Consider the following 17,477-nt stretch of genomic DNA (forward strand, 5'->3'; position numbering starts at 1 on the left):
TCGAGCGGGGAGGTGCGCGTGCACGGACCGGCTTCGCCCGGCTGGCTGCTCGTCGCGTTGTGCGCGGCGACCGGGGCCTACTGCCTGCTGCGGATGCGCAGCGGGGTCGAGGAACAGAGACGAGCGGCGGGCGGCGAGGCGCTCATGGGCTTCGGCATGGCCGCGATGGCGGTGCCGCCGGCCGTGTTCACCCCGCCGCCGTGGGCGTGGCCCGTCTACGCCGCGGTCTTCGGCGCGGCCGCGCTGCGTGCCCTGTGGTCGGTCAGGACGGGCGCCCACCACCTGCACCATCTGGTGGGCACGGGGGCCATGGTCTACATGGCGGCGATGATGGCCGGCGCTCCGGCTCACGGACACGGCCACGGCCACGGCGGCTCGGGGGTCCCGCTGCTGACGGGCGCACTGCTGGCCTACTTCACCGGATACGTGCTCCTCGCGGGGGTCAGACTGCTGCCCGCCGCCGGCGCGGGCGGCGTCGCCGTCGCGTGGGGCGACCGGCCCGAGGTGGCGCGGGCGTGCCGTCTGTCGATGGGCATCGGCATGCTGGCCATGCTGCTGACGATGTGATCCGCGCCCCGGGGACGGGGGGTCCGGCAGTGGGGTGCCGGATCGCGTGGGGGCGCGGCGTTCGGGGTCGCTTTCGGCGGGCCCGATCGGCGAGGATCGTCGTATGCACCACGCGTCCGTCGGCTCACCGCCCCGTTCCGTCGCCCCGCGCACGGCCGCCCGGGTCGCGCTCGTCCTCGGCCTGTGCTCCGTCCTCCTCCTCGCCCTCGTCGTGGGCGAGTGGGGGCCGCTGACGACCGCCGACCGGGACGTCGCCCGCACCACTCACCGCTGGGCCGTCGCCGATCCCGACGTCACCCGGGTCTGCCGCATCCTGACCGACTGGGTCTGGGATCCGGTGACGATGCGTCTGCTGGGCGCGGCGGTGGCCGTGTGGCTGCTGTGGCGGCACGCGGACCGGTGGACCGCCGGATGGCTGGTGGTCACGGCCGCGCTGGGGACCGTGATCCAGCAGGCGCTCAAGGCCGCCGTCGGCCGCGCCCGCCCGGTCTGGCCCGATCCCGTCGACTCGGCGCACTACGCCGCCTATCCCTCCGGTCATGCCCTGACCGCCACGGTGGTGTGCGGTCTGCTGCTGTGGCTGCTGCGCCGGCACGGCGCCGGTCCCGTCCTGTGGCGCACGGCGGTGACGGCGGCGGTGATCTCCGTGGCGGGGGTGGGACTGACCAGGATCTGGCTGGGGGTGCACTGGCCCTCGGACGTCCTGGCGGGCTGGCTGCTCGGGGCCGCGCTGGTCGCACTGGCGATCGCGGCCCACCTGCGCTTCCGCCCGTGACCGGCGGAATCCGCGTACACGGCGACCCGGCGTACCGGACGCACGGAGCGGAACGGCGTACCGTGCGACCCCGACCGCGGCGGGCGCGCCACGGGTTGCCGACCGCGTCGCCCGCGCTCACCCCGACGACGGCCCGCTCGTCGATCCGACGGCGAGACCGAAGGCACGTCGGTGGACGCCCGACGAAGCGACGGGCGAGTCGGGCGACGCTCCGTCCCGACGCATCAAACGCGGCAGGCGCAGCACACCCGGCAGGCCCGGCAGGCGCAGCAGACGCGGCAGGCCGGGCGGGTGCGACAGGCCCGGCAGGCCCGGCAGGCCCGGCGGGTGCGGCAGGCGCGGCAGGCCCGGCGGGTGCGGCAGCGCAATGCCGGGTGGCAGGGCAGTGCCAGGTGGCGGGGTCGCCGGGGTTCGTAGGATCGGTCGTATGACGAGCGTGCTGTTCGACTTCTCCGGGACCCTGTTCCGCATCGAGTCCGCCGAGTCCTGGCTGCGCTCGGTGCTGCGCGCGGCGGGCCTCACCATGCCGGAGCGGGAGCTGGCCGGGACGGCGCGGGCTCTGGAGGCGGCGGGCGCGCTGCCGGGCGGGGCGGCCCCGGTCCGGGTGCCCGGCGAACTGGCGGCGCTGTGGCGGGTGCGGGACGAGAGCGCGGAGCTGCACCGGGCCGCGTACACCGCCCTGTGCCGTCAGGTGCCGTTGCCCGCACCGGAGTTGTACGACGCGCTGTACGACCGGCACATGACGCCGGCCGCCTGGTCCCCGTACCCCGATGCCCGGGCCGTGCTCGGCGGGTTACGCGAGCGCGGTGTGCGGGTGGGCGTGGTCAGCAACATCGGCTGGGATCCGCGGCCCGTGTTCCGTGCGCACGGCCTCGACGCGTACGTCGACGCGTACACCCTGTCGTACGAGCACGGCGTGCAGAAGCCGGACGCGCGGCTGTTCACGATCGCGTGCGAGGCGCTGGGGGCCGACCCCCGCAGGACGCTGATGGTGGGCGACAACCGGTGGGCCGACGGCGGTGCGGCCGCTCTGGGCTGTGCGGTGCACTTCGTGGACCACCTGCCGGCGGCGGAACGCCCGGACGGGCTGCGGCCGGTGCTGGAACTGCTGGAACCCGTGGACCGAACGACCGGCGCGGACACGGCGTAGGCCACTGACGGGAGAACCACTTGCGGGCCGCCGGGAACAACGGCGTCCGGAGCGGCGGGAATCACGGCGTGTGAACGGGCGACGGTAGCCTCAGGACACCATCGGGGAAGAAGCGCGCCCACTCTGGACGATCCCCCGCGTCGCCCAGAGCAGGCGGCAGCCCGGCGAACTCCTGGCGGAGCCGACCGGGTTCCTGAGTATAGTTGGCTGGCAGCCAGTCAACGCAGGAGTTACAGGATGTCCCCGCGCAGCGCTTCGGTCAATGAGGAATTGCGGCGGCGTTCCCGGGAACGGCTGCTGCACGCCACGGTGGAACTGGTGGGAGAGCGCGGGTACGAGGCCACGACCCTCGGCGACATCGCCGACCGGGCGGGCACGGCGCGTGGCCTGGTGTCGTACTACTTCCCCGGCAAGCGTCAACTGGTGCAGTCGGCGGTGCACCGCCTGATGCACCGCACCCTGGAAGAGGCGCTGGAGCGCGAGCCGCACACCGAGGACGGCCGGGAGCGGATGGCCCGGGCCATCGACGCGATCATGGGACTGGCCCGGGACCGCACGGTGCTGATGCGTCAGCACATGGCGGGGCTGCTCCAGGCCGAGGGCTTCCTGCAGTGCCCGGAGCAGCAGCGACTGGCCGAACTCCTGCGGGACACCGCCGCCCGGCACGGCTCGCAGGACGCCGCCCACGACTACCCGATGCTGCGTTCCCAGCTGATGGGCGCCGTCTACGCGATGGTGCTGCCGAACGTGCCGCTGCCGCTCGTGAGACTGCGCGCGGACCTGTTCGCGCGCTACCGCCTCGACTGGGAGCAGGGCGCCCCGCCGGACGCCGAGGCGCCCGGCGGGAGGGCCGGCGCCGATCTGTCACGGTTCTTCGCGACGGACCGGCCGGCCGGGGATCAGTCGAAGTAGTCCGGCTGGGTCTGGACGTTGAGTTCGCCCAGCCGCACCCGCTTCGCCGGGTCCGTGCGCTTGTCGTCGAGCTTGAGGACGTCGAAGCCCTTGGCGATGTCGTTGGAGTAGATGTAGCCGTTGTAGTAGTACGCCGACCACGCGCCGCCGGTCTGCAGGGTGGTGGTGCTGAGCGGGCCGCGCTCGAAGTAGGCGATCTCCTTCGGCTTCGTCGAGTCGGTGAAGTCCCAGACGGAGACGCCGCCCTGGTACCAGGCCTGGACCATGAGGTCCTTGCCCTTGACCGGGATCAGCGAGCCGTTGTGGGCGACGCAGTTCTCGGTGTCCGCCTGGTGGCGCGGGATCTTGTAGTAGCCGCGGAAGACGAGCTTGCGCTTGTCGCCCTTGCCGACGATGTCGTAGATGCCGTCGGCGCCGCGGTTCGGGCCGGTCGCCTCGTTGCAGGTGGCCGCACCGCCGCCGCCGAGCTCGTCGGTGAACACGACCTTGTCGGCCTTCTGGTTGAAGGTCGCGGAGTGCCAGAACGCGAAGTTGACGTTGTCCTGCACCTGGTCGATGACCTTCGGGTGCTCCGGGTCCTTGATGGAGAAGAGGATGCCGTCGCCCATGCAGGCGCCGGCCGCCAGGTCCTTGTCCGGCAGCACCGTGATGTCGTGGCAGCCGGTGGTCTTGGACACTCCGGGATTGACCGGACCGCCGGGGTTGCCGCCGCCGTCCGGGCCCTCGCCCGGGAACAGCACGGGGAAGTCGACGACGGCGGCCTTCTCGGGCGCCTTGCGGGGCACCTTGATGACCGAGATGCCGTCGTGCGGGGGCTGACAGTCGGGGTAGGCCGCGCTGGGCGAGTACGAGGAGACGTAGATGTAGACGTTCTTGCGCTCGGGCACCAGGGTGTGGGTGTGCGAGCCGCAGGCGGTCTCGACGGCGGCGACGTACCTCGGGTTCGCCTTGTCGCTGATGTCGAAGACCTTCATCCCCTCCCAGGAGGACTTCTCGGTCACCGGCTGGGTGGTGCTGTTGCAACTGCTGTCGCTGCGCGAGGAGTCGGTCGACAGGAAGAGCAGGTCGCCCGAGACGGAGACGTCGTTCTGCGAGCCGGGGCAGAGCACCTGGGCCACCGTCTTCGGCGACTTCGGGTCGCTGATGTCGAAGACGCGGAAACCGTCGTAGTTGCCCGCGAAGGCGTACGTGCCCTGGAACGCCAGGTCCGAGTTGGTGCCCGGTAAGGCGTCCTTGGGGATGTTCGCCAGGTGCCGGATGTTGGCGGAGTGGACGATCTCGTCCTGCCCGGGTATCGCGCCGTCGGCGATCGCCGCGGCCACATCGGCCCTGGCGCCTTGCGAGACCTTCCGCTGCGCGGCGGGGCCGTCCCCCGGGTCGGGGGTCGCGGCCGCCGGGACCGCCGTCAGGAGTGCGGCGAGGAGACCGGTGCACGCGGCGGCGACCGACAGCCGTCTGCGTCGTGTTCGAGGATCGTTCAACAGGGTCACTGCATCCTCCCTTGTCACCGTTCACGGGGAACGGTTCGCGGTGCTCCGAAGTATCGTCTTCATCATGCACATATCAAAGGTTGGCAACGCACTCGTCATGAATCTTTCCGTTCACTGATGCGACCCGTGGTGCATAGATCCAGACAGGGAGCGATTCCGTTCCCAACTCGCCGATCCCAGGAGGTCGTTGTGCCGGTCCGTCGCATGCCCCTCGCCTCGGTCGCACTGCTGCTGGCACTCGCCCTCGCGGGCTGCGACTCCGGACCGGACGACCCGTCACCTGCGGCCGAAGGGCCTTCGGTGATCGCGCCCGGCGGGCCCGGCGACGCGAACCGGACCCTCTCCGCCCAGGAGGCGGCCGAGCAGCGCGCCGACGACGACACCCCCAACACCGCCGACGTGTCGTACGCGCAGAGGATGATCCAGCACCACGCCCAGGCGCTGAAGATGACCGAACTCGTGCCGGACCACGCCAGGTCGGGGGACGTCAAACGGCTCGCCCTGCGCATCGCCGCCGCCCAGGGACCGGAGATCGGGGCCATGAAGGGCTGGCTCACGGCGCACGGCGAGAAGCCGGCGAGCGGCGGGCACGACCACACCGCCATGCCCGGAATGGCGACCGAGGCCCAGCTGGCCGCGTTGCGCGCGGCGCGCGGCAAGGCGTTCGACGCCCTCTTCCTCTCCCTGATGATCACCCACCACGAGGGAGCGCTCACCATGGCCGCGGAGGTCAAGGCCCAGGGCAACAACGTGCAGATCGAGGAGATGGCGGACGACGTCATCGCGCAGCAGACGAGCGAGATCACCCGGATGCGCGGCATGCGCTGACGCCCGGCGACCCGGCATACGAACGCACACGCGTGCGGTGGGCGGGCACGCCCCTGTCAGCGGAGCGGCGGCGGTGCGATGCTGGAGACGCCAGCGCTCTTCTCCGTACCCCTGGGGCAAGGAGTTCCGCCGTGCTGCGTGTCGCCGTCGTCGGTTCGGGGCCGAGTGGGGTCTACACCGCCCAGAGCCTCGTCCAGCGGGACCCCGAGGTGCTCGTCGACGTCCTGGACCGGCTGCCCTGCCCCTACGGGCTCGTGCGGTACGGCGTCGCCCCGGACCACGAGAAGATCAAGTCCCTCCAGCACAGCCTGCGCGCGGTCCTCGAACACGAGCGGGTGCGCTTCCTCGGCGGGGTCCGGGTCGGCGCGGACGGGGTGCCCGTGGAGCGGCTGCGCGAGCTGTACCACGCCGTCGTGTACTGCGTGGGCGCCGCGTCCGACCGGCGTCTCGGCATTCCCGGGGAGGACCTGCCCGGCAGCCGGTCGGCGACGGACTTCGTGTCCTGGTACAGCGCGCACCCGGACGCCGTCGCCGCCGACGACGGATTCGTGCGGGACGTCCGCGCGGCCGTCGTGGTGGGCGTGGGAAACGTGGCGGTGGACGTCACCCGGATGCTGGCGCGGGGCGCGGCCGAGCTGAGCCCCACCGACATGCCGCAGGGGGCGCTGGACGCCCTCTCCGCGAGCGGCGTGCGCGAGATCCACATGGTGGGGCGGCGCGGCCCGTCCCAGGCGCGCTTCACCACCAAGGAACTGCGCGAGCTGGGCGCGCTGCCCGACACCGAGGTGCTCGTCGACGAGGCGGAGCTGGCGTCGGACCCGGCGTACGGCGACCCGTCCGGACTGCCGGCGGCGCAGCGGCGCAACGTGGAGGTGCTGCGCGGCTGGGCGGCGACGCCGGCCGGTGGCGCCCGGCGGCGGATCCGGCTCCGGTTCTTCCTGCGCCCCGTCGCCCTGCTCGCCGTCGAGGGCCGGGTGGGCGCGGTGCGCTTCGAGCGGACGGCGCCGGACGGGCGGGGCGGCGTCACCGGCACCGGCCGCTACGAGGACGTCGAGGCCCAGTTGGTGCTGCGGTCGGTGGGGTACCGCGGATCGCCCGTGGAGGGGCTGCCGTTCGACGCCGGCGGCGGCACGGTGCCCCACGCGGCGGGCCGGGTCGTACGGGGAGGTGAGGTCGCGCCGGGCGAGTACGTGGCGGGCTGGATCAAACGGGGTCCGACGGGGGTCATCGGCACCAACCGGCCCTGCGCGAAGGAGACGGCGGAGTCGGTGCTGGAGGACGCCCCGGTGCTCGCGCGACGGCGACTGCCCGGCGATCCGCTCGATGCGCTGCGCGCGGCCGGGGCCGAGCCCGTCGGGTGGGCGGGCTGGCTGGCGATCGAGCGGGCCGAGGCGGCGCTGGGCTCCTCGCTGGGGCGGGGCGTGGTGAAGCTGCCGGACTGGGCGGCGCTGAGAGCCGCGGCGGGGTCGGCCGCTCGTTCGCCCCTCGCGCGCCCCCCGGCCGGCCCCCCGTGTCCCGCGGACCGCCCCACCCCACGATGACCCGACCGCTCGCGGACCCGACCGGTCGCGGACCCGACCAGTCGTAGACCCGCCCGGTCGCGGACCCGCCCGTCACCGGACGCGACCCGCCACGCCCGTCATCGGACGCGACCCGCCGTGCGCTCGACCGGGCTCGACCCGCCCCGCGCCCAGCCCCACGTAGGCCCAGCTCCTCGTGGGCTCAACCCGCCCCGGACGCGACCCGTCCCGGACGCGACCCCTCCCGGACGCCACTCCGCGCGGACGCCACCCCTCGCGGGCTCAACCCCTCGTGCACGCGGTGCCGTTGAGCGTGAAGGCGCCCGGTGCCGCGCTGTCGCCCGTGTGGTTCGCCTGGTAGCCGATGGTGACGCTCGCGCCGGGTGCGAGGGTGCCGTTGTAGGCGGCGTTGGTCGCCGTCACCGCCCCGGAGGCCGGCGCGTAGCCGGCGCCCCAGCCGTTGGTGATGGTCTGCCCGGCGGGCAGGGTGAAGCCCAGCTTCCAGCCGTTGATCGTGGCGGAGCCGGTGTTGGTGAGGGTCACGGACGCGGTCAGGCCCGTGCTCCAGGCGCTGGTGGAGGCCGTGACGCGGCAGGGGCCGGGCTGCGGCTCGGGGTCGGGCCCGGGAACGGAGGCGTCGAGGCCGAAGAACGTGAGGACCCGGGCGCCCATGCCGTTGCCGTCGTACACGTTGTGTCCGACGCCCTGGAGGCTGACGGCCTCGACGGGGGCGCGGTCACCGGTGGCGCCGTAGCGGGTGCGGGTCCAGCCGGCCGCGGGCGAGTCGGTGGCGGCCGGGGTCCGGCCGACGCCCAGCACGTCCGTCCACTGCTTGATCTCCTCCCCGAAGTTCGGGTAGCGCAGCGTGTCGTCCTGCGTGCCGTGCCACACCTGCATCCTCGGGCGCGGGCCGGTGTAACCGGGGTAGGCGTTGCGCACCAGGGCGCCCCACTCCTGCGGCGTGTGGATCACGTTGCCGCCGGCGCACTGGCTGTTCCACTCGGAGCCGTCGCCGGTGGCGAAGCAGCCGAAGGGGACGCCCGCGAACGCGGCGCCCGCCGCGAACACGTCGGGATAGTCGCCGAGCAGGACGTTCGTCATCATCGCGCCGGACGAGATGCCCGTCACGAAGATCCGTCCGGTGTCGGCCGCGTACGTGCGGACGGTCCAGTCGACCATCGACTTGATGCCGACGGGATCGCTGCCTCCGCCGCGCCTGAGCGCCTGGGGCGAGGACACGTCGAAGCACTTGCTGCTGCGGGTGACCGACGGATAGACCACGACGAACCCGTACCGGTCGGCCAGTCGCGCGTACTCGGTCCCGTTGTACATGGCCGGTCCGGAACCCGTGCAGTAGTGCACGGCCACCAGGACGGCCGGGTGCGCGGTGACGTTCGCCGGCGCGTACACGTACATCTGGAGGTTGCTGGGGTTCGTGCCGAAGCCGGCGACCTCGGTGAGCGTGGCGGCGGGGACCGGACCGAGCGCCCGCGTCCGCGCGGAGGCGGAGGGTGCGGTGAGGGCGGCGGCCGCGAGTAACGACACCAGTGCCGCCAGGAGCGCCAGGAGTGCGGGGGCCGGCCTTCTTCTGGCCGGAGCGGTCGTGCGGGGGGTGGTGGTCGACACGTTCGGTCCCTTCTCGATGGCTGCTCTGACGACGGCGAACGAGTGCGTGAGCGGGGGACGGCGGCTGCGGGCCCGGTTTCCCGGAGACGGTCCGCAGGCGGACGGTCCGCACGCGGACGGCCACTCGCGGACGGCCTCACGGTGACGGTCCGCTTGGCATGGTGGCATGCACACGCCCACCATGGAAGCGCTCCCACGCCATCGGGCGGCAAGCCCTTGCCGATCCGGCCGGACGCTTCGGCGCGGCGGGAAGTCTTCTGCGCGAGGCGTTGACGAGAAAGCGCTTTCCCCCTACGTTCCGTTCAGCAGTGTGACCGACCCGCTCCCAGAACCCCACAAATGAACGCACCGCCTCTGCATTGAGTTCAGCAAGTCGCACAACAGACACATATCTGAATCCCCGTCTGTACCTATTCCTTCCTCACGAAGGGGCGCACCCCATGCGTACAGGTCCCCCACGTACACCTGCGCGAAGGTCCGTTCTCGTCGCGGTGTCCGCCGCGCTCGCCGCCGCGGCGGTCCTGACCGTTCCGCCGCCGGCCGTCGCCGCCGCCGAGAGCGCGCCCGTCGGCTTCGGCGCCGGCACGACCGGGGGCGGCGGAGCCGGCGCGGTCACCGTGTCGACCCTGTCCGCCTTCAAGACCGCGGTGACCGGCAGCACGGCGAAGGTGGTGAAGGTCAACGGCCTGATCACGCTCAGCGGTCAGGTCGACATCGGCTCCAACACCACGGTGCTGGGCGTCGGTTCGTCCTCCGGGTTCACCGGAGGCGGGCTGCGGCTGAAGAAGGTGACGAACGTCGTCATCCGCAACCTGAACATCAGCAAGCCGCTCAAGCCCGCCGACGGGATCGAGGTCCAGGCCTCGACCAAGGTGTGGATCGACCACAACTCCTTCTCGGCCGACCGCGACCACGACAAGGACTACTACGACGGCCTGCTGGACATCAATCACGCCTCGGACTTCGTGACGGTGTCGTGGAACACCTTCAGGGACCACTACAAGGGCTCGCTGGTCGGCCACAGCGACAACAACGCGAGCCAGGACACCGGCCACTTGAGGGTGACGTACCACCACAACCGGTTCACCGACGTCTACTCGCGCATCCCCAGCCTGCGCTTCGGCACCGGTCACTTCTACGACAACTACGTCGTCGGCGCCGAGACGGCCGTCCATTCGCGCATGGGCGCGCAGATGCTCGTCGAGAACAACGTCTTCCGCTCGACCCTGGTCGCCGTCACGACGAGCCGGGACAGCGACGTGGACGGTTACGCCAACCTGACCGGCAACGACCTCGGCGGAGCCGCGACCGAGTTGTCCCGCGTCGGGACGTTCACCAAGCCGCCGTACAGCTACACCGCCGAGCCCGCCTCCTCGGTCGTCGCCTCGGTGACGTCCGGCGCGGGCGCGGGAAAGCTCTGACCCTGCGGAGCCGCTTCCCGTCCGTCGCTCGCGGTCCCGCCGTTCCTGCAAGTACCCCTCAGCTCCCGTCCGTTCGTCTCACCGTTCGTTTCCCCGTCCCCCGTCCCCCATCCGGAAGAAGGCATCGGGACATGACTTCACCAGCGACTTCATCAGCAACTCCGCACACGCCCCCGGCGGCGCGGGCGTCGACGGCCCGGCCCGGTGGCCGGTCGCACGGGCGCGCCCTCACCGGCGGACTGGCCGCGGTCGGCCTCACTGTTGGCATGATCATGACCAGTGGCGCGCTCACGCCGGCGAGCGCCGCCACCTGGCCGACCCCGACCAGCAGCAAGCCGGTGACCGCCACCATCTCCGTCTCCGGCACCAAGGACTACGGGATGCAGCGCCTGTACGGCAGCGGCGACCTCGGCAGCGGCGGCCAGAACGAGGACCAGGACCCGATCCTGGAGCTCAAGGCCGGCGCCGTCCTGAAGAACGTCATCATCGGCGCGCCCGCCGCGGACGGCATCCACTGCCTGGGCAACTGCACGCTGCAGAACGTCTGGTGGGAGGACGTCGGCGAGGACGCGGCGACCTTCCTCGGGTCCTCGTCGTCCAACGTCTACACCGTCTCCGGCGGCGGGGCGAAGGAAGCCAGCGACAAGGTGTTCCAGTTCAACGGCGGCGGCACGCTCAACGTCTCCAACTTCGCGGTGAAGAACTTCGGGACCTTCGTGCGCAGTTGCGGCAACTGCAAGAGCGGCCAGTACAAGCGCACGATCAACCTCAACACCATCGAGGCGACGTACAAGGGCGGCCGGCTCGTCGGCATCAACACCAACTACGGCGACAGCGCGACCCTGAAGAAGATCACCATCGTCGGGGACAGCAGCAAGAAGATCGTTCCCTGCCAGAAGTACATCGGCAACAGCACGGGCGCGGAGCCGCCCAAGAACGGCGCGGGCGCCGACGGCACCTACTGCAAGTACGCGTCGTCCGACATCACCTACAAATAGGCCCTTCGCCGCCCGGCAGCGCGTGGCCGCCCGGCAGCGGGTGGCTCTCCCGTACTCCGCCGGGCGGACCGGCGGGTGCGCGCCACCTGCCGGCGGTCGCTCCCCGGTCCCCCCACGGTGAGAAGGCGGCCGTGCCGAGCGTCCCCCACCCAGCGCTTCGCACGGCCGCCCAGGGTCAGGGAGCCGTCCCCAGCACCGCCGCGGAGAGCTCGCGGCGGTGCTGGTCGTAGAGGGCGCGCAGTTCGGCGCCGGGCCAGTCGTCGGGCAGCAGGACGGCGGGCAGCACGGGGTCGACCAGCAGGTGCCGGACGACCGCCGCGAGGCCCGTGAAACGGTCGGCGGGCTGTCGCGCCCCCTCGACATGGGCCAGGAGGGCGCGTGCCGTCCGCGCCCACGCGTCGAGCGGCCAGAGGCTCTCGGCCAGCTCACGGGCGGGCGCGTCCGGCCGGGCGGTGAAACGCCGGACGACGCCGTCCAGGTCGGCGGGCCAGGGACGGCCCAGATTGGCCGGGCGCAGCCAGACGCCCTCGCGCAGCTCGGCGAGTCTGAGGTCGCTCAGCCGGGTGCGCAGTCCGGCGCGGTCGGCGGGGTCGCGGCCGGTCGCGGTGATCACCGGCATCTCCCAGTCGCCGTCCCACGCGCGCGTGTGCGGGTGCACGGCGTCGTCCTGCCGACGCCGGCGCTCCAGCAGCCGGTCGCTGAGCCGGTAGACGCCGTCGGCCCTGCGGAGGTCGCCCGCCGCCACCATCCGGCTCAGCGCGGCCCGCACCGTCGATCCGCCGACGCCGAACCGCTCCACCCCCGCCACCAGATCCCTGGCCGTCAGCTCGGGCGGATGCGCGCCCAGCAGCAGGCTCAGCACCACCGACCGGGCGGACAGCGGGGGCAGGTCGACCTCGCCGGGCCGCGCCGGCACGTTCATCCGCATGGGCACGTACTGTACGTGCGCCGGCCATGTTGCACTATTGCTGCGGCCGCAGACAGAGTGCAACATGGTCGGCATGGCCCCGACGCTCGCGCACTCCTCGTCCCCCTCGCCCTCCCCCTCGTCCCCGTCGTCCCCGCCGTCGCCGCAGTTCCTCTCCTCGGCGTCGGCGAGTGGGACGCACCACGTCACCAACCAGCCGCCGCCGCTGGCCCCCTACGACGCCGCCGAGGACTCCGCGCTGCTGGAGGGGCTGCGGCGGGAGGGCGCCGGCTGGGCGGAGGCGGACGTCCGCAGGACCGGACTGCTGGCCGGGAGCGCCGAGGCCCAGGAGTGGAGCGACCTGGCCAACCGGCACGAGCCCGTCCTGCGCACGCACGACCGGTACGGTCACCGTCTCGACGAGGTCGACTTCCACCCGAGCTGGCACGAGCTGATGCGGGTGGCGGTCGCCGAGGGCCTGGCGGGCGCGCCCTGGGCCGACGACCGGCCCGGCGCCCATGTGGCGCGCACGGCGGGCGGTCTCGCCTGGGGACACACCGAGGCCGGGCACGGCTGTCCGACGTCCATGACGTACGCGGCCGTCCCCGCGCTGCGCCGGCAGCCGGAACTCGCCGCCGTCTACGAGCCGCTGCTGACCAGCCGGGAGTACGACCCGGGACTGCGGGTGCCGACGGACAAGCGCGGCCTGCTCGCCGGCATGGGGATGACGGAGAAGCAGGGCGGGTCCGACGTCCGGACGAACACGACCGCGGCCGCGCCCACGGCGGAGCCCGGGGTGTACACGCTGCGCGGGCACAAGTGGTTCACGTCGGCGCCGATGTGCGACGTGTTCCTGGTGCTGGCGCAGGCTCCCGGCGGCCTGTCCTGCTTCCTCGTGCCGCGGGTGCTGCCCGACGGCGTGCGCAACACGTTCCGTGTGCAGCGGCTCAAGGACAAGCTCGGCAACCGCTCCAACGCGTCCTCCGAGCCGGAGTTCGACGGGACCGTCGCCTGGCTGGTCGGGCCCGAGGGGCAGGGCGTCAAGACCATCATCGAGATGGTCAACTGCACGCGGCTCGACTGCGTGATGATGTCGGCGGCCCTGATGCGCAAGACACTCGTGGAGGCCGGACACCATGTGCGCCACCGCAGCGCGTTCGGGGCCCGCCTGCTCGACCAGCCCCTGATGCGCAACGTCCTGGCCGACCTGGCGCTGGAGTCGGAGGCCGCCACCACGCTCACGCTGCGTCTGGCCGGGGCCGCCGACCGGGCGGTGCGCGGGGACGACGGCCAGGGGGACGAGCGGTCCTTCCGGCGGATCGCCACCGCCATCGGCAAGTACTGGGTCACCAAGCGGGGGCCGGCCTTCACCGCGGAGGCCCTGGAGTGCCTCGGCGGCAACGGCTACGTCGAGGACTCGGGGATGCCCCGGCACTACCGCGAGGCACCTCTGCTGTCGATCTGGGAGGGCTCGGGCAACGTCAACGCCCTCGACGTGCTGCGGGCGTTGACGCGCGAGCCGGCGACCGCGGACGCGCTGTTCGCCGAACTCGCCCACGCGCGCGGCGCGGACGCCCGGCTGGACGCGGCCGTCGTCCGGCTGACGTCACGGCTGACCACGGCCACGCCGTCCGGGGCCCGCCGGCTGGTGGAGGAGATGGCGCTCACCCTCCAGGCCTCCCTGCTGGTGCGGCACGCGCCGCCCGCTGTCGCCGACGCCTTCTGCGCCACCCGGCTGGGCGGCGACTGGGGGCACTCCTTCGGCACCCTCCCCGACGCCGCCGACGTGGACGGGATCCTGGAACGCGCGCTTCCCGAGGGGGCCACCCGAAGCGTGTCCGCCGTCGCGAACCGACGGACCTCGCGCCGATAGCCCACGCACCGCCACTGAGAAGCGAGCGCACAGTTGTGCCGGGCGGCCGGCCGACCGTGGCCGGGTGGGCGTTCGGGCCTGACCGGTCCGGCGCACGGGTCAGTCGGACGCGACGGACCGCTCGGACCCCCGTCGGACGCGACGGACCGCTCGGAGCCGTCGCGCCGGCCCGACCCGGCTCGCCGCCCAGGCCTGTCGCGCCGGGGCTCGGCGATGTCTCGCCGCTCGGTGGTTTCGGTCAGCTCGTCGGGCGGCCCCAGAGCACGGCGAAGCGGGCCCATTCGACGTCCCACTGGTCCATGCGGCGGCGTTCCAGTCCGGCGCGCACCACGCGCCCGCCCGCGAGGGGCAGGGTCGCCACACCGACTCCGGCCAGGGCTCCGACGAGGGATGCGCGCAGCCTGGCCTGCGACGCGCTGACCGGACGGGTCACCAGGCGACCCCGGCGGTCCGTCCAGACCTCGACCGGGGTGCCCGCGGCGCTGCCCGGGCCGACCCGGACCTGGCCGGTGTGGGCGGAGCCGTCCGGTCCGGTCCAGCCGACCTTCGCCCACACCTTGTCACCGCTGGAGGAACCGCCGGACGGTGTCTTGCCGGGGGCGCGCTCGGTCAGTCGTCCGACGAGGGGACGCCACTCGACACGCTCGCGCGCCAGCCCCTGTCCCACGGAGTCCGCGGTCGCGGACGCCGCCAGCGTCCCGGCGAGGACGGTGAGCGCCCAGACGCCGAGCACGACCCAGGACTCCACCGTGTCGGCGCGACGCTTGAGCGGGTTGCGCCGCCAGCGCCACAGCCACACCTTCGGACCACGGAACGCCATCGAAGGCCGCCTCCTCGTGAGCACATGAACATCCCGGCTCCCTCCCATACGCGCCGCACGCGTCCGGTGCTCATCGGCGAGGCGGCCGAAGTCGCGCGGCGCCGGCCCGCCACACCCGCCGCGACCTGCGTCGACGGCGTTTCCGGAGGTGACTGTCAGTGGCGGGGTGCAGACTGGCCGGTGTCCGGGACGACGATGTCGAGGACACAGCGGAGGTGATCGGCATGACCGAGGTACTGCTCGCCGTGGGCACGCGCAAAGGCCTGTTCATCGGGCGTCGGCGCGGCGGCGTGTGGGAGTTCGACGAGACCCCTTACTTCAACGCACAGGCGATCTACTCGCTCGCCGTGGACACCCGCGGCGAGCGCCCGCGGCTGCTGGCCGGCGGCGACAGCGCGCACTGGGGGCCGTCGGTGTTCCACTCCGACGACCTCGGCCGCACCTGGACCGAACCGGCCAGCCCGGCCGTCAGGTTCCCGCAGGACACGGGGGCGTCGCTGGAGCGGGTGTGGCAGCTGCACCCGGCGGCGGCCGAACCGGACGTGGTGTACGCGGGCACGGAGCCGGCCGCGTTGTACCGCTCGGAGGACCGGGGCGAGAGCTTCGAACTGGTCCGCCCGCTGTGGGAGCACCCGACCCGCTCCCGCTGGGTGCCGGGCGGCGGCGGCGAGGGCCTGCACACCATCCTCACCGACCGGCGCGACCCGCGGGCGGTGACCGTGGCGGTGTCGACCGCCGGGGTGTTCCGCACGACGGACGGCGGGGCGAGCTGGGCTCCGTCCAACTCCGGTGTGTCGGCAGTGTTCCTGCCGGATCCCGACCCGGAGTTCGGCCAGTGCGTCCACAAGGTCGCCAGGGACGCGGCGAACCCGGACCGCCTCTACCTCCAGAACCACTGGGGGGTCTACCGCAGCGACGACGCGGGCGCACAGTGGACCGACATCGGCGAGGGACTGCCGTCCACCTTCGGCTTCGCCGTCGCCGCGCATCCCTCGCGCGGGGACACGGCGTACGTGTTCCCCATCAACGCCGACGCGGACCGGGTGCCGGCCGACCGCCGGTGCCGGGTCTTCCGTACCGCGGACGCCGGGAAGAGCTGGGAGCCGCTCTCCGCGGGGCTGCCGCAGGAGGACCACTACGGCACGGTCCTGCGCGACGCGATGTGCACGGACGACGCGGACCCGGCCGGCGTGTACTTCGGCAACCGCAACGGCGAGGTGTTCGCCTCCGCCGACGACGGCGACAGCTGGCGGCAGTTGGCCTCGCACCTGCCCGACGTGCTGTGCGTACGGGCCGCCGTGGTCGGATGAGCCCGAACCGCCCGTATCCGCGGCGGGACCGACCCCGGTAGCGCGCGCTGCGTGCGCAGCCCGAGCAGCCCGAGCCGATGACGGCCCGCGTCGCGTGGCCGTCCGGCGCGGGCCGGTCGCGGGCGGGGTGGAGCGGCGGGCACGGGCGCCGGCTTCGGGTGCCGGGTTCGGCCCGTAGGCGTGGCGCGTGGTGCGTGGTGCGTCGGACTGTCCGGCGGCGCGGGCCCGGATGACGGTGCAGGCCGACGGTGTGGGCCGGTCGGCGCTCGCATGCCGGAGCGCCTCCGGAGGCCCCGCCGCCGGTTCGGGCGTCCCCGCCCAACGGGTCCGGGGCCGGGGCCGTTCGCGGTTGCGGTCACCGCCCGCCGTCGCGCGGTACCGTCGCGGCGGGCGGGGCCGGACTACGGCAGTCGCCAGTCCACCGGCTGCGCGCCCTGCTCGACGAGCAGGGCGTTGGCCCTGCTGAACGGCCGTGAGCCGAAGAAGCCGCGGTCCGCCGACATCGGGGACGGATGCGCGGACTCGATCGCCGGGAGATCCCCCAGCAACGGCCGGCAATTGCGTGCGTCACGCCCCCACAGGATCGACACGAGCGGCTTGCCCCGTGCCGCCAGCGCCCGGATGGCCTGCTCGGTGACTTCCTCCCAGCCCTGGCCCCGGTGCGCGCCGGGCTTGCGCGGAGCGGTGGTCAAGGCCCTGTTGAGCAGCAGCACGCCCTGCCGGGTCCAGGGCGTCAGATCGCCGTTCGACGGCCTGTCCACGCCGAGGTCCGAGTGCATCTCGCGGAAGATGTTCTCCAGGCTGCCCGGCAGCGACCGCACCTCGGGCGCCACCGCGAAACTCAGCCCGATGGCCATCCCCGGCGTCGGGTAGGGATCCTGGCCGACGATCAGGACACGGACGTCGTCGAAGGGCTGCTGGAAAGCGCGCAGCACGTTCGCCCCGGCCGGGAGATACGTCCGGCCGGCCGCTATCTCGGCCCGCAGGAAGTCCCCCATGGCGGCGACGCGTTCAGCGACGGGTTCGAGGGCCTTCGCCCAGCCCGCTTCGACAAGTTCATACAGAGGTCGTGGTGCCACAACGCGTCACCCTACTGGCACTTCACCCACCCGCGCACCGGCACCGATCCTCCCCGCCCGGGCACCGCCGGCGACGCTAGTCTTCCCCCTCGTCGAGGTCGTCGAGTCGTCGAGGTCCTCGAGGTCGCCGCGCCGTCGCGTTCGGCCCCGCGCCCGTCCCACACCCGCTCCGTGCCCGCCTGACGTCCGCTCACCGGAAGA

15 protein-coding genes are annotated in these 17,477 nt (G+C 73.1%); 10 read left to right on the plus strand and 5 right to left on the minus strand.

From position 1 onward, the window contains the following. Positions 1-18: 18 nt before the first annotated feature. From OG802_RS03205 to OG802_RS03220, 4 genes are all read left to right on the plus strand, one after another. Entirely contained in the window at positions 19-567 is a 549-nt protein-coding gene (locus OG802_RS03205; RefSeq protein ID WP_329406994.1) for a DUF5134 domain-containing protein, read from the plus strand. A gap of 103 nt (positions 568-670) precedes the next feature. Continuing rightward, complete coding sequence (locus OG802_RS03210) at positions 671-1,342, plus strand: phosphatase PAP2 family protein (RefSeq protein WP_329406996.1); 672 nt, start codon at positions 671-673, stop codon at positions 1,340-1,342. A gap of 427 nt (positions 1,343-1,769) precedes the next feature. Continuing rightward, complete coding sequence (locus OG802_RS03215) at positions 1,770-2,492, plus strand: HAD family hydrolase (RefSeq protein ID WP_329406997.1); 723 nt, start codon at positions 1,770-1,772, stop codon at positions 2,490-2,492. Positions 2,493-2,729: 237 nt separating this feature from the next. Beyond that, positions 2,730-3,404 carry a TetR/AcrR family transcriptional regulator gene (locus tag OG802_RS03220; RefSeq protein ID WP_329406998.1) on the plus strand — a complete coding sequence of 225 codons (675 nt, stop codon included), beginning with the start codon at positions 2,730-2,732 and terminating at the stop codon, positions 3,402-3,404. Here the strand turns inward: OG802_RS03220 and OG802_RS03225 are convergent. After that, positions 3,392-4,894 (minus strand): LVIVD repeat-containing protein, encoded by a 1,503-nt coding sequence (locus OG802_RS03225; protein ID WP_329406999.1) that lies wholly within the window; start codon positions 4,892-4,894, stop codon positions 3,392-3,394. The genes OG802_RS03220 and OG802_RS03225 overlap by 13 nt on opposite strands. A 204-nt stretch (positions 4,895-5,098) precedes the next feature. Here OG802_RS03225 and OG802_RS03230 point away from each other — a divergent pair, with 204 nt between their 5' ends. Together OG802_RS03230 and OG802_RS03235 are read left to right on the plus strand one after the other, a co-directional pair. Then, positions 5,099-5,722, plus strand: a complete 624-nt coding sequence (locus tag OG802_RS03230) for a DUF305 domain-containing protein (RefSeq protein ID WP_329416922.1) — start codon at positions 5,099-5,101, stop codon at positions 5,720-5,722. Between the two features lie 131 nt (positions 5,723-5,853). Further along, complete coding sequence (locus OG802_RS03235) at positions 5,854-7,263, plus strand: FAD-dependent oxidoreductase (RefSeq protein ID WP_329407000.1); 1,410 nt, start codon at positions 5,854-5,856, stop codon at positions 7,261-7,263. Between the two features lie 261 nt (positions 7,264-7,524). Here OG802_RS03235 and OG802_RS03240 read toward each other — a convergent pair whose 3' ends face one another. Beyond that, complete coding sequence (locus OG802_RS03240; RefSeq protein WP_329407003.1) at positions 7,525-8,868, minus strand: extracellular catalytic domain type 1 short-chain-length polyhydroxyalkanoate depolymerase; 1,344 nt, start codon at positions 8,866-8,868, stop codon at positions 7,525-7,527. A 440-nt stretch (positions 8,869-9,308) separates the two neighbouring features. Between OG802_RS03240 and OG802_RS03245 the strand changes: the two genes are divergently transcribed. After that, positions 9,309-10,289 carry a pectate lyase family protein gene (locus OG802_RS03245; RefSeq protein ID WP_329407005.1) on the plus strand — a complete coding sequence of 327 codons (981 nt, stop codon included), beginning with the start codon at positions 9,309-9,311 and terminating at the stop codon, positions 10,287-10,289. 266 nt (positions 10,290-10,555) lie between these two features. After that, on the plus strand, positions 10,556-11,287 hold the full coding sequence (locus tag OG802_RS03250) for a pectate lyase (RefSeq protein WP_329407007.1): 732 nt from the start codon (positions 10,556-10,558) through the stop codon (positions 11,285-11,287). A 175-nt stretch (positions 11,288-11,462) separates the two neighbouring features. Here OG802_RS03250 and OG802_RS03255 read toward each other — a convergent pair whose 3' ends face one another. Next, the gene (locus OG802_RS03255) at positions 11,463-12,215 is read right to left on the minus strand and encodes a PaaX family transcriptional regulator C-terminal domain-containing protein (RefSeq protein WP_329407009.1); all 753 of its coding nucleotides are present in this window, start codon (positions 12,213-12,215) and stop codon (positions 11,463-11,465) included. Between the two features lie 73 nt (positions 12,216-12,288). On the opposite strand from OG802_RS03255, the gene OG802_RS03260 reads away from it, so the two are divergent. After that, the gene (locus OG802_RS03260; RefSeq protein WP_329407011.1) at positions 12,289-14,067 is read left to right on the plus strand and encodes an acyl-CoA dehydrogenase family protein; all 1,779 of its coding nucleotides are present in this window, start codon (positions 12,289-12,291) and stop codon (positions 14,065-14,067) included. 238 nt (positions 14,068-14,305) lie between these two features. On the opposite strand, the gene OG802_RS03265 is transcribed toward OG802_RS03260, so the two are convergent. After that, positions 14,306-14,887: an Rv1733c family protein gene (locus OG802_RS03265; RefSeq protein ID WP_329407013.1), complete on the minus strand. Its 582-nt coding sequence runs from the start codon at positions 14,885-14,887 to the stop codon at positions 14,306-14,308. Between the two features lie 158 nt (positions 14,888-15,045). On the opposite strand from OG802_RS03265, the gene OG802_RS03270 reads away from it, so the two are divergent. Next, positions 15,046-16,197, plus strand: coding sequence for a WD40/YVTN/BNR-like repeat-containing protein (locus OG802_RS03270; RefSeq protein WP_329407016.1), 1,152 nt, complete (start codon positions 15,046-15,048; stop codon positions 16,195-16,197). A 401-nt stretch (positions 16,198-16,598) separates the two neighbouring features. Here the strand turns inward: OG802_RS03270 and OG802_RS03275 are convergent, their stop codons facing one another. After that, the gene (locus tag OG802_RS03275; RefSeq protein ID WP_329407019.1) at positions 16,599-17,276 is read right to left on the minus strand and encodes a uracil-DNA glycosylase; all 678 of its coding nucleotides are present in this window, start codon (positions 17,274-17,276) and stop codon (positions 16,599-16,601) included. Positions 17,277-17,477 lie beyond the last annotated feature (201 nt).

It is taken from the genome of Streptomyces sp. NBC_00704 (assembly GCF_036226605.1).
In the GTDB taxonomy this organism is placed as follows: domain Bacteria; phylum Actinomycetota; class Actinomycetes; order Streptomycetales; family Streptomycetaceae; genus Streptomyces.